Genomic DNA, 12,969 nt, shown 5'->3' on the forward strand with positions numbered 1-12,969 from the left:
GAATTACCTTGCCTGACGGTCGTGATTAGTCCATGTCAATGATGTTCGCTACCGCCGCTTCAATCGCTGGAATCAGGGGACTATCAGCATTGATACCCGTCTGATCGAACCGGGCCTGCCACCAACTCCGCCGAATCGTCTGCACCTGATTGACCACATCTTCCCCGGCAGTTGTCAGCGTGAGTAGCTGGGTCTTACCGGTGCCGGCCGTCTTAGTCAGGTAACCGAGGCCGAGAATCTTGTTGACTTCGCGCGTGGTCAGTCCCTTGTCGATGACCAGCGTCTTCGCGACCTGATTCTGGTTAATGGCGGGATGTTCGTGAACCGTCAGCAAAACGCAGGCGGCCGTAGGGTTTAGCCCTAGTTTGGCGAACTGATCACGCGTATCCTTATAGTATTTTCGATGCAGGATGGAAATGTCCTGCGCGAGATAACCGAGATCTTTCATGGGTGACTCCTTTCCCCGAAACGTTCTATGTTGACAAAACAACTTAATGCCATTATGATGAATCTAAGTTGACTTGTCAACACGACAAAATTCATTTTAAAGGCGGGATAACGGTGACAGATACGAAAACTGGTGCGCAAGCACTGATTCAAAGCATGATTAATCAAGGCATTAAATATGTTTTTGGTATTCCAGGAGCTAAGGTCGATCAACTATTTGAGGGGATCGAGTACAGCAAAGATCCGCGCGCACCTAAGCTGATTGTGACGCGGCACGAACAGAACGCGGCGCTGATTGCTTCGGGGATTGGCCGGATCACTGGTAAACCGGGCGTTGTGGCCACGACTTCTGGCCCCGGAGTCTCGAATTTGACGACGAGTTTGATCACCGCCACAGCCGAGGGCGATCCCGTCGTTGCCTTGGGGGGACAGGTTCCCCAAGATGATATTGGTCGGTTGACCCATCAGAGTATTCCCAGTAAAGAGCTACTGAGTTCGGCGACTAAGTCGAGCGTTGAAGTACAAAACGCCAATAGCCTGTCCGAAGCCTTTGCTAACGCCTATCAGACGGCGGTTGCGCCTAAGGCTGGGGCCACCTTCATTTCCTTGCCACAAAATGTGTTAAACGGTGATGTGGATCGGCCAGAAATCCAAGCGGTGCCAACGGTTGACCAAGGCGTGGCGGATGCCGCCACGATTGACGCCATTGTGGAGAAGATTCAACACGCTAAGTTACCGGTGATTTTAGCCGGCATGCGGGCCTCTGCCAGCGATGTGACGGCGGCCATCCGTGAACTCTTACAACACGCGGCAATTCCTGTCGTTGAGACTTTCCAGGGAGCCGGGGTGGTGTCACGCGACTTGGTCAGCAATTACTTTGGCCGCGTGGGCTTGTTCCGAAACCAAGTTGGCGATAATCTGCTGAAGCAAAGTGACCTGGTCATCACCGTCGGCTATGATCCCGTGGAATACGAAGCACGGATTTGGAATGCGGATCGGGCGGGAGACGTTATCAGTTTGGACAGCGTGGTTCCCGAAATTACGACGGATTATCAACCAGAAATGGTCGTGCATGCCGATATCGCGAAGACGCTGCGGGCAATTGTGCAGAAATTACCGGCTGACTGGTCACTCGCCGAAGACGTTCAGGCCGAACTCGCCAAGTCGGGTAAGACTTTAGCTGCGCAAGCCGAAGCGCCAGCTGCCGATGACGAGCACGGTATCCATCCGTTGGCAATCATCCAAGCTTTACAGAACAAGGTTAACGATGAGACAACTGTCAGCGTGGACGTCGGTAGTTTTTACATCTGGATGGCCCGGTATTTCCGAAGCTACCAGCCACGCCACTTGCTGTTCAGTAATGGGATGCAGACTTTGGGTGTCGCCTTTCCGTGGGCTATTGCGGCCGCGTTAGAACGTCCTGGTCAGCCGATTGTCTCGGTTGCCGGTGATGGCGGCTTCCTGTTCTCCAGTCAAGAGTTGGAAACGGCGGTGCGGTTGAAATTGCCAATTGTCCAATTAATCTGGGACGATGGGGCCTACGACATGGTGAAGTTCCAAGAAATCGCTAAGTATGGGCGCGAAGCCGGGGTTAGTTTTGGTCCCGTTGACTACGTTAAGTATGCCGAAAGCTTTGGCGCCACGGGCTTACGCGTTGATCATGCGGCTGATTTGGCTAGCACGCTGGATCAGGCCTTCCAGACTGAAGGCCCAGTGGTGGTTCAGATTCCGGTTGACTATCGCGACAATTTAAAACTAAAATCATTATTGTTGAAAGATGTTTTAAGCTAAAGGGAGTAATGATATGAACGAAACAACCTTGTATCAACACGGAACCTTGGCCTTACTGGTTCCGGGCTTGTTGACGGGTACGTTAACCATGAAGGAATTGTTAGCCCACGGCGATACCGGTATCGGAACGGGCGAAGGCCTCGATGGTGAATTAATTATTCTGGATGGCAAACCGTATCAGGTGAACAGTCGTGGTGAGGTTAACGTGGTGCCGGATGATTTCACGTTGCCATTTGCCAACAGTCATTTTGCGGCGTACCGGCCACTGATGACGGTGGAAAATGCAACGCAGGAGGAGCTTCATGCTCAGGTCTTGGGGTTGACTCACGATGCAAACACGTTCTTTTCTATCTTAGTGAAGGGAACCTTTACGGCCGTTAAGACGCGGGCAGTGGCCAAGTCGGGCCGGCCGTTCAAGTCCTTAGCTGAGACTGCCAAGCAACAAAGTGTCTTCGATCGTCAAGAAGTGGAGGGAACTCTGTTGGGGTACTACTCACCGCAGCTATTTAATGGGGCCGCAGTGGGCGGTTACCACGATCACTTCTTGTCAGTGGAACATGACTTTGGGGGGCATCTCCTTGGTTTCGGTACTGTCACGGGGGAAGTTCAAGTGCAGACGTTCTCAACGTTAGAACAGCACTTGCCCGTCGACGATGCGGCTTATCGCGAACATGATTTTTCGCAAGATGACATCGCAGGCGCCATTAACCAAGCTGAATAGCAGGAAGCTGCTGCCTTACCGTTCGTCAAATTTGAGCTGGATCGCTGTGGGGAGGACGGCTCGAGCCACAGAGCGGTCTCGAACCTCGCTTTGAGCCGAAAAACACGTCTCAAAGACGCCATTTACCAAGAGAATCACTTGGTAAATCCCACGGCTGAGCTCAAATTTGACTCACTTACGGCTACATTGTGGATGTCAATTATCCTTGATTAGATCCGAATGCGTCATCTTTTTAGTAATTTGCTGTTCAAAGACTAGCGTAATCGGAGGAGGGCAGGCGGAATGTCTGCCTGCTGCAGAGGATGGTTTCGCCTACCTTTCAATGTTTTACTGTAAATTAAAAACGTCGCGCAAATCAATTTCGATTTGCGCGACGTTTTATTTAGCCTTAGAGAAGAGTGCCGTGAACTATTCTGAACGCAGTGCCGTAGCGGCGTCCTTCTTAGCCGCCATCCGGGCTGGAACGTGACCACCCAGCATCGTCAGGACGGTACTGATGATAATCAGGACGATCCCGTGGACAGGATTCAGGTGGGCCACATTGCTCAGATCGGTGATGCTCTTGAGAACGACGTTGATTGGGAACGTCAGGAGCCAAGCAATGACAACTCCTAAGACCCCAGAACCTACACCGAGGATAAAGGTTTCGGCATCAAACACCCGGGTGATATCTTTCTTCCGGGCACCTAAGGCCTTCAAAATCCCAATTTCCTTGGTCCGTTCGAGGACGGACGTGTAAGTGATAATCGCAATCATAATCATACTCGTGACTAAGGAGATACCGGCAAAGGCGACCAGAACGTAGGTGATGGCACTCATCAACCCACCGGTCAAATCGGAGACCGTTCCGGCCATATCGGTGTAGATCACCTTGTCGGCTTTCTTCTTACCATGGTTGTACTTATCCAAGTAGTGCAGCACCTTATCCTTGTTCTTAAAGGTGTTAGGGTAGATCAGAATACCGGATGGTGTCGTCGAACCCCCGAGGTAGCTGACTAAGCTAGTCTTGGTATCCTTATTAACTGTTTGACCAGTCATCACATTGCTGTCGGCTTTCTTTTGGGCCTTCACAATGTCAGAGTTTTGGTTAGCTTTAATCACATTTTGAGTCAGTTTGTCGCTGTAAATAATACCGGGTGACAGTACATTTTCAGAGGACTTGGACTTGACCCGTAAGATACCAGCGATTTTGATTGTCGTATTGTGCCGATTGTTGTAGAGGCTGTTAGTGGCCTTGTTAGGCACGTAATTACCAGTAGGTAGGCTTTGGTAGTAGTCATTGTTGTTGACCACTTTAAGTTTTGTACCGACAATCTGGTTGTAATTCAACTTCTGATTGTTCTTAACGTCAAAGTTGAGGTTCTTCAGAGCGTTGATGTTAGTCGAATTATCACGATCGACCAATAAGATCACGTCGTTGGCGCTCTTAGGGTAGCTCCCGGCAATTACCTTGTAGTGTTTCTTCAAGAAATCACTGCCGCCGTCACTCACGCTTGGGTAGACGGAACCGCCAACACCAGTTGAACTGGCCATTGCTGCGGACATCGCACTGCCGCTGTTAGCATTGCTGTCGGCGTTAGAGAAGGAGACCGTCTTGGTCTTGCCGTTAGTTTGCCGTAAGAGGTTCATTCCCGTGGCGTAAGTGTAGGTGATGTTCTTGCTTAAGTTACCGTTAATGTTTTTAACATATTTTAAGTAACTCTTGGTAATCTTGTTCTGGTGAACCGACTTATCGGCATCGCTGACCTTGGCGACAACTTTGGTTGACTTAGTCGTCTTCTTATTGTTTCGCGGACCGGTAGTCGACGTGTCCTGGGCCGTTTGTGAAATGGTAATCGGAAACTGCGCCAACGTATTGGCCTGCGTCTTGTTGATCTGAGTTTGAAAACCGTTGGAGAGGGCTAAGACGATCGCAATCCCGATGATCCCGATACTGGAGGCAAAAGCCGTCAACGCGGTGCGGCCCTTCTTAGTCCGGATGTTGTTAAAGGATAACTTCAACGCAGTCCAGAAGGTCATCTTGGTCTTCTTGAGTTGGAACTGAGCGGCATCGGTGTGCCCATCGTAAGGGTCGGAGTCGTGCTGAATTCTTCCGTCGGCAAATTCAATGATGCGGTCAGCGTATTCGTGGGCCAAATCCGGGTTATGCGTCACCATGATGACGAGTCGTTCAGCGGAAAGCTCCTTGATCAGCTGCATGATTTCCTCGCTGGTCCCGGTATCCAAGGCCCCAGTTGGCTCGTCACACAGCAGAATTTCGGGTTCGTTGGCGATGGCCCGGGCGATGGCGACCCGTTGCAATTGCCCACCGGACAGTTGGTTAGGCTTCTTATTGATGTGATCGGTCAAGCCGACGCGGTCCAAGGCTTTGAGGGCCTTTTCCTTCTTTTCGGCGCCGGAGACCCCACTCAGGGTCATCCCCATTTCAACGTTGTCGAGAATGCTGAGGTGGCTGATGATGTTGTAACTTTGGAAAATGAAGCCAACCGAGTTATTCCGGTAGGCATCCCAGTCAGCGGCGGAGAAGTCCTTCGTGGAACGGCCTTCGATTGCCAGGTCACCAGAATCGTAGATGTCTAAGCCACCGATCCCGTTGAGCATCGTCGTCTTACCAGAGCCACTAGGCCCCAGAATTGCGACAAACTCTTGGGAACGGAAGGCAACGGAAACGTCATCTAGCGCCTTGGTTACGGAGTCTCCCACGTAATAGTATTTTTTGATATGTTTAAGTTCCAGCATTGAAAATAATCCTTTCATTTTTTGGATTTGGCTGTTGTTCGCGGTGTTTTTCTGATAAACTAGACATTAATGCAACACCGTGTCTTACATCATAAAAATAAATTATTTAATTAGCAACCGCCAATGTAAGCTGAACTGTTGTGAAAACAACAGTTTTTCGATAATTGTTGCGCAAATCTCTGGGTGATGACGCTAAGTGGGCCTTAAATAACCAAAGTTAGTTAAGCCACATCACTGACCAAACCCGAGGGAAGTGCGTGACGGGTAAACGGTTTGGTTAGAAAATAGTCTTGATAAAATGACTTGTGGCAACGGAAATTAGGGACACTACTTAATTCAAGGTGCGTGTTGACCGGTTTTAACTTTACAGGAAGTTAGGCCCGAGCGCACGTAAAGTCGCTTATAAATTGTTTGTTAGTCAGGCTATCGACGGCCGCGACCACTGCTTGGCGAGTACTAGGAGTGAAATCTATGGTTGGTGTGAAAAATAATCGACGGGCTCAGTATACGCAGCGAGTGATCCAGGAAACCGTGTTATCACTATTGGAGAGTAAACCGATTAACGAAATTTCAGTAACGGCGGTCTGTGCACAGGCAGATGTCAATCGAACCACGTTCTATCGGTATTATACGGACGTGTACGATTGCGTCGAGAGCATCGAGAAGGCCTTTGTCCAGTCGTTGCATCCGTTGCAGGGGGCAACACCGCGACAGGCCTTAGAACATCTGTTAACGGCATTTTATGAAGATAAGAAGTTAAGTAATTTGGTATTTGTTGAGGGGAAAACGCAGCTGTTAGAACGCACTCAGGCGTTAATGGCTAACGTGCGACCCCAACCACCAATGATTGAAGATTATCAAGGGGCCTATATTGGCGCTGGGTTACAGAACATTTTAAAGAAGTGGGTCAAGGACGGCATGCCCGAGACACCACGACAACTGACACAAATCATTATCGATACCATTCTAGCGAAGAACCTTGATAGCCTACGTGACGAGGTCTGGTAGTGGGCTAATATTACATTTTAGCCAGAATCCCGGGAAAGTGTTGTCTTTTTGCCCGGCATTATTTATCATGGTATCTGACTGTATGGAATTAATATGGAAGATTATTAAGTGAGGATAGCTTCATAATGAAAAAAATGATAATTCACGGTGGCCGTCGTCTTTCTGGAGAAGTGACGATCGGTGGCGCCAAAAACAGCACAGTAGCTTTAATTCCGGCAGCAATTTTAGCCGATACTCCGGTTCGTTTTGATATGGTTCCGGATATCCTTGACGTGCACAATTTAATGTTAATTCTAAAATCAATGAACGTGCATTCGACGTTTGAGGACGGGGTCTTAACGATTGATCCTACCGAAATTGTCGAAGCACCGTTACCTAGTAAGGCAATTAAGAGTTTGCGCGCATCTTACTATTTTATGGGGTCCTTGTTGGGGCGGTTCCAACGGGCCACGCTGAGCTTTCCAGGTGGCGATAACATTGGTCCCCGGCCGATCGATCAGCACATTAAGGCATTTGAAGCCCTGGGCGCAGCGGTTGAAGAAGATAATGGGACCGTGCGGATCACGACTGGTCCGGAAGGCTTACACGGCGCACGGGTCTTTTTAGATGTCGTTTCGGTGGGTGCAACGATCAATTCAATCTTGGCCGCAGTTAAGGCCACGGGCACGACGGTGATTGAAAATGCCGCTAAGGAGCCTGAAATCATTGATGTGGCGACTTTCCTGAATAACATGGGGGCACACATCCGGGGTGCCGGGACCGACGTGATTCGGATCGAAGGGGTGCCAACGTTGCGGGCGATGAACACGCATACCATTATTCCTGATCGGATTGAAGCCGGGACCTACCTGTCAATGGCAGCGGCGATGGGTGATGGCGTTGTCATTAAAAACGTCATTCCAGAACATCTGGAGGCCTTCACGGCGAAGATGATTGAGATGGGCGTTCCGCTGGAAATTAACGAGGACAGCATTTACGTGCCTCATGCGGAGAACCTGAAGCCAATTCGGATTAAGACGATGCCGTTTCCCGGGTTTGCGACGGACCTACAACAGCCGTTAACGCCGTTATTGTTCCGGGCAAATGGTAGCAGCGTCGTGATTGATACCATCTATCCCAAACGGATTATGCACATTGCAGAACTGCGGAAGATGGGCGCCAACATTCGGTCAGAGGACGACATGATTGTGGTTGATCCGAGTGATGACCTCAGTGGCAATCAGGTTCAGGCCGGTGAAATTCGGGCCGGGGCCGCGCTGGTGATTGCTGGGTTAATGGCTGATGGCGACACCGAAATTGAAGCAGCAGATAATATTTTGCGGGGTTATGACCGCATCGTTGACAAGTTGACGGCGCTGAATGCCGACGTGGAAATCGTGAGTAAGGAAAGCTTGGTAGAAAACGGCCAAGATTAGGCATTGCTCGTATACGGGTTTCATGGTATAATTCAACGGTTGACGATTAAATCAATCTCTGGCCCAGTCAATGGACCAGGGCAAAGGAGCGTATTACATTATGAAGCAAGGAATTCATCCAGATTACCATGAAGTTGTCTTCCAAGACTCAAGTACTGGCTTCCAGTTCTTGTCTGGTTCAACGGCAACCTCAGACGAAACGGTCGAATGGGAAGATGGCAACACTTACCCATTGATCCGTGTCGAAATTTCTTCAGATTCACACCCATTCTACACTGGTAAGCAAAAGTTTACTCAAGCCGATGGTGCTGTGGACCGGTTCAACAAGAAATACGGTTTATCCAACGACTAATTATAATAAATATGATTTGTCGCCGGTGGCAGTTGTTAACTGTCGCCGGTTTTTGTTTGCTTAAAATTTGTCAGGATCCACTGATGACCACGGGGTGTGGTTTTGACTCGGATGGCGGCTCAGCGCCTCAAACAGGCGAGTGAGGGTGCACACAAGCTAGCAGTTGGGTGAATCTCGCCGATGTTTCGGTGGCAGTCTCCCGACGAGTGAACCGGCTAGCTTTAGGTTTTAAACAATTAATGGGGTATTTGCTTTGACAAATTCGGTTAATTGGTAGAAAATACATTAGCAGAACTAATAACCTGTCTCGAGACCGATATGCCGCGGGTGAGGGTTAACTTGCCTGTTAATATTTAACTGGTCTTCCAACCATTGGACGGTCGATCAGCTACTGGTTAGTTATGGTCGGGACAGGTCTTTTGAGATTAACTGAATTCAACAATGGGCCGGAATCGTTGCCCAGCTTGGGTGTATTCTTCAGAAGGCACCTGACGAAAACTTTATGTGTGACAGACTACAAGGGGGAACTATGATGAAGGTCATTATTGTTGGCAGCACTCATGCGGGGACCAATGCCGCGATTCAAATTTTACGGGATCATCCAGAGACGGAGGTCACGATTTATGAGCGGCACACGAATGTCTCGTTCTTATCGACGGGAATTTCATTATTCTTAGATGGTCAAGTGAAGCATTTGGAAGATATGTTTTACTCGTCGCCGGAAGAGCTGACCCAGCTGGGCGCCAACGTTTTGACGCGGCACAACGTCATTAAAATTGATGCAAAGGCCAAGACGGTTGACGTGGTTGATATGGATTCAGGTGCATTGATCACGGATAGTTATGACAAGCTCATCATGGCGACCGGCTCGACGGTCAATGTGCCACCGATTTTTGGAATTGATGAGGACATGGTCTTGCTGTGTAAGAACTATGAACAAGCCAAGGCGGTGTATCAGGCGGCTAAGGATCACAACCGTATCGCGATTATTGGTGGGGGTTATATCGGGACGGAGCTAGCCGAAAGCTACGCCCGAACCGGTCACGATGTCGTACTGATTCAATCGCAGGATATCTTAATGGATCACTACATCGACCAGAACTTGTCTGACAAGGTTGTCAACATTCTTCGTGATCAGGGCGTTGAGGTCGTGCTCAACAGTCGGGTGACGTCGTTTGCTCAGGATGAAAAAGGACTGGCTATTGAGACGAACGATCAGACGTACCGGGCAGATGTCGCAATCGTCAGCACGGGATTCGTTCCGAACACGGAATTGCTGCGAGGACAGGTCAAGATGGACCGTCATGGCGCAATTATCATTAATGATTACATCCAGTCTTCCGATCCGGATATCTTCGCGTGCGGGGATGCCAGCGTCGTGAACTTTAACCCGACTGGGGAACCAGCCTATACACCGCTAGCCACCAATGCGGTGCGGCAGGGGCTGCTCGCCGGCATTAATGTCTTCGGTAATATTCAACGGTACTTGGGAACGCAGGCGACCTCGGCCATCAACATTTTTGGACGGACGCTGGCGTCTTCCGGGCTCACGTTGCGGCATGCCAAGAAGTCCGGCTTAAATGCTGACAGCGTGACTTTTGAAGGCACTTGGCGGCCAGCGTATATGCCAACGACGGATAAACTGCTGATTAACCTGGTCTATGATCGGGACGATCGGCGGGTGTTAGGGATTCAGCTCTTTAGTAAACACGAAGTTGCCCAGTCGGCCAATGCCGTGTCGATTGCGATTCAGAATCGCAATACGATTGATGACCTGGCCTTTGTGGATATGCTCTTTAATCCTAACTTTGACGATACGTTTAATTTCCTTAATCTGGCAGCACAAATGGCGGTAACGCAAGAAATTAAGCGCGGGAACACGAAACGCCGCTTGACCGCTGGTTTTGATCCAGATGAGGATTAACTAGTAGTTGAAAGCAGAAATTAACTGATATAGCGCGGTGTTTCGCGCTTTGATGTTTGCAGAGTAGCAACGTGGATCAGACTGCCACCTTACCGTTCGTCAAGCTTTGAGCTGGAACGCTGTGGGGAGGACGGCTCGAGCCACAGAACGGTCTCGAACCTCGCTTTGAGCCGAAAAACACGTCTCAAAGACGCCAGTTACCAAGCAAATCACTTGGTAAATCCCGCGGCTGAGCTCAAATTTGACTCACTCGCGGCTACGTAGGGCTAGCAACTATTACTGGCTAATTGATGATCTTTACCACTAAGCGCTGATAGCGATTTTCGTGCCATCATTCTTTAAATTGTGAACTAGCAGGGCCTGAGGCAAAAGTCTCAGGCCCTTTCTGTACGCTAAATGACTGGTGGGCATCGTCATTTTGAGCGGGCAGGTGGCCCAATAAGTGGCCTTTACTTTGTTTTTATCAGTAATTGGGGTAAAATTTGCTTGCAGAGGACGAGCGACAGGGGGAGTGAGATAAGTATGGCAGATAAAAAGCAACCCAAGCGTCGGTGGCGATGGTTTTGGTCCACGATTTTTGTGATCCTGATCATTATTTCGCTAGGGTTAATCTTCAACGAACAGATCAAGAATTGGCTGATTTCTTCCTATCAACCGCAGATCTCGAAGAAGTCGGTTCAGAAGAATGAGAAGAAAAAGGCATCGTATGATTTTAGCAAGGTCAAGTCGTTGGATTTCTCAACGGTGGCTAATGCCCGCTGGAACACGGCGAATATTCACGTGGTGGGAGAAATCTACATGCCGCAGTCCAAGATTCATTTGCCGATTGCCAAAGGCGTCAGCAACGAGGTGCTGGCGTTGACCGCGGGGACGATGCGACCGGATCAAAAGATGGGACAAGGCAATTATCCACTGGCTGGCCACCATATGACGTCGCAGACGATTTTATTTAGTCCGCTGTATTGGAAGACGCGGGTGGGTCAGAAGATTTACCTGACGAATGCCAAGACCGTTTTCGTCTATACGGTGAGCGTGCGTAAGTTCATTCCAGCAACGGATGTTAAAGTTGTGGATCAGACCAAGCAGAAACTGGTGACGTTGATTACCTGTGATGCCACTGGCGCCAATCGACTGATGATTCGTGGGACGTATGACAAGCAGATGGCCTACAAGGATGCCCCGCTGGCGGTGCAAAAAGGGTTCCACAGTGGGTTTAACAACAAAAATTAAAGAAATTTCGACATTTTTTGCGTAAAAACAAAAAATGTTATTTTTTTTGCAATTTTTTTGGCTTGTGAAATTTTGTAAGGGCAATCAGTGGCGAGTTGCCGGAGAATGCCGGTAGACTAGGCATCTGAAAAGTTAGTTCAAAAGATCAACTAAAACGGGGAGTGAGCAAACAAGGTATGAACTAAAACTGAAATTGCGATTATTTAGAGGGAAAGTTGTGGATGGAAACTAAAATTACAAACTGTTCATGACAAAAAGCGTTGCCACAAACGCCTATATAATAGGATTTTTAACTGTAATTAGTCTAACCTATAAAAATAAAAATAGCCTATTAAATGGTCATCCGAAAAACAATCGTCCTCACACATGGTTAATTGTGGACAGAACTCAAAAAACGTGCTACTATAACTTATGTAATCAGATGAGTTCATCAGATGGTTCAACGAAACGCCTCTAGTTGGGGCAGGTTCATAAATAGAGTCGCGGATTTGAGCAAGAAGTTTTAGAAGAGTAACTAATCAAACAAAGTTGAGGGAGATAATATCATGACTAAGAAAACTGCTTTACAATTAATTGCTACTGTTGCACTTGCTGCTGGTTTCATTGGAGTTTCTGGCGTAACGGCTAATGCCGCAGATACGGATAGTCAAAGCACGACGGCTACTGTTGGGTTGACTGCAGGGACTACTGATCCAGATGGTCCTCATGCCGGTGCTGTTCAATTGATCGCTGCGCCTGATTTGGTATTTGGTGATGCAACTAAGGGGACTACGATCACTGGTGGTGCTCAATCAATTGCTGCTACTTCATTGACGACTAATGCTACTTCAACGAGTTTAACCTCCACAAATCTGGATTCAACAGTCAAGGCAGCTGTTAAAGACGGTGACGTTGCTGTTAACAACCCTGGTACTGATGACGGTTGGACTGTTTCAGTGCAAGCTGCTAACTTCACTAAGACGACTGGTGACAAAGCTGATTTGTTAGGTGCAGTGATTAACTTTAAGGGTGCTGTTGCTTCTGGTAACAGTGATGCTACGACTAAACCAGCTGTTGCAGCTACGCCTTCAGTGACGGCCGGCGGTCCTTCTGCCACAATTCTGTCTGCCACTAATGGTAACGGTGTTGGGACTTGGATGAACCGGTTGACGAAAGATACGAACTTAGACATTGCCGCCGGTAACACTCAAGGGACTTACACGTCTAACTTAACTTGGACGATTGCTAACACCCCTTCAACGCAAGCTTAATTCAACCGAATAATTTTATTGAAGTAGCGAAAATACCTTAAATATTAAATTAAGAATGCGGTAGCGACAGCTACCGCATTCTTTGTTACAAT

Annotated in this window: 10 protein-coding genes; 8 read left to right on the forward strand and 2 right to left on the reverse strand. The window is 48.6% G+C overall.

All coding sequences use genetic code 11. The features are described from left to right. Nucleotides 1-25: 25 nt before the first annotated feature. The gene (locus HF569_RS04920) at nt 26-448 is read right to left on the reverse strand and encodes a MarR family winged helix-turn-helix transcriptional regulator (protein WP_168850260.1); all 423 of its coding nucleotides are present in this window, start codon (nt 446-448) and stop codon (nt 26-28) included. 113 nt (nt 449-561) lie between these two features. On the opposite strand from HF569_RS04920, the gene alsS reads away from it, so the two are divergent. Both alsS and budA read left to right on the forward strand, forming a co-directional pair. After that, nucleotides 562-2,238, forward strand: a complete 1,677-nt coding sequence (alsS, locus tag HF569_RS04925) for an acetolactate synthase AlsS (protein WP_168901547.1) — start codon at nt 562-564, stop codon at nt 2,236-2,238. 13 nt (nt 2,239-2,251) lie between these two features. After that, nucleotides 2,252-2,959 (forward strand): acetolactate decarboxylase, encoded by a 708-nt coding sequence (budA, locus tag HF569_RS04930; RefSeq protein WP_168901548.1) that lies wholly within the window; start codon nt 2,252-2,254, stop codon nt 2,957-2,959. A 408-nt stretch (nt 2,960-3,367) separates the two neighbouring features. On the opposite strand, the gene HF569_RS04935 is transcribed toward budA, so the two are convergent. Further along, nucleotides 3,368-5,698, reverse strand: coding sequence for an ABC transporter ATP-binding protein/permease (locus tag HF569_RS04935; protein ID WP_168901549.1), 2,331 nt, complete (start codon nt 5,696-5,698; stop codon nt 3,368-3,370). Between the two features lie 471 nt (nt 5,699-6,169). On the opposite strand from HF569_RS04935, the gene HF569_RS04940 reads away from it, so the two are divergent. The 6 genes from HF569_RS04940 (at nt 6,170) to HF569_RS04965 (ending at nt 12,877) form a co-directional block, all read left to right on the forward strand. Continuing rightward, nucleotides 6,170-6,706 carry a TetR/AcrR family transcriptional regulator gene (locus HF569_RS04940; protein WP_168901550.1) on the forward strand — a complete coding sequence of 179 codons (537 nt, stop codon included), beginning with the start codon at nt 6,170-6,172 and terminating at the stop codon, nt 6,704-6,706. Between the two features lie 125 nt (nt 6,707-6,831). Then, nucleotides 6,832-8,121 (forward strand): UDP-N-acetylglucosamine 1-carboxyvinyltransferase, encoded by a 1,290-nt coding sequence (locus tag HF569_RS04945; protein ID WP_168901551.1) that lies wholly within the window; start codon nt 6,832-6,834, stop codon nt 8,119-8,121. 100 nt (nt 8,122-8,221) lie between these two features. Then, the gene (locus tag HF569_RS04950; protein WP_168850327.1) at nt 8,222-8,473 is read left to right on the forward strand and encodes a type B 50S ribosomal protein L31; all 252 of its coding nucleotides are present in this window, start codon (nt 8,222-8,224) and stop codon (nt 8,471-8,473) included. Nucleotides 8,474-9,005: 532 nt separating this feature from the next. Further along, a complete protein-coding gene (locus HF569_RS04955) occupies nt 9,006-10,397 on the forward strand; it encodes an FAD-dependent oxidoreductase (protein ID WP_168901552.1) in 1,392 nt (463 codons plus the stop codon). A 522-nt stretch (nt 10,398-10,919) separates the two neighbouring features. Next, nucleotides 10,920-11,627 carry a class A sortase gene (locus HF569_RS04960; RefSeq protein WP_168850329.1) on the forward strand — a complete coding sequence of 236 codons (708 nt, stop codon included), beginning with the start codon at nt 10,920-10,922 and terminating at the stop codon, nt 11,625-11,627. A 545-nt stretch (nt 11,628-12,172) separates the two neighbouring features. Next, a complete protein-coding gene (locus HF569_RS04965) occupies nt 12,173-12,877 on the forward strand; it encodes a WxL domain-containing protein (protein ID WP_168901553.1) in 705 nt (234 codons plus the stop codon). Nucleotides 12,878-12,969 lie beyond the last annotated feature (92 nt).

It is taken from the genome of Levilactobacillus tujiorum (assembly GCF_012641185.1).
Taxonomy (GTDB): Bacteria; Bacillota; Bacilli; order Lactobacillales; family Lactobacillaceae; genus Levilactobacillus; species Levilactobacillus tujiorum.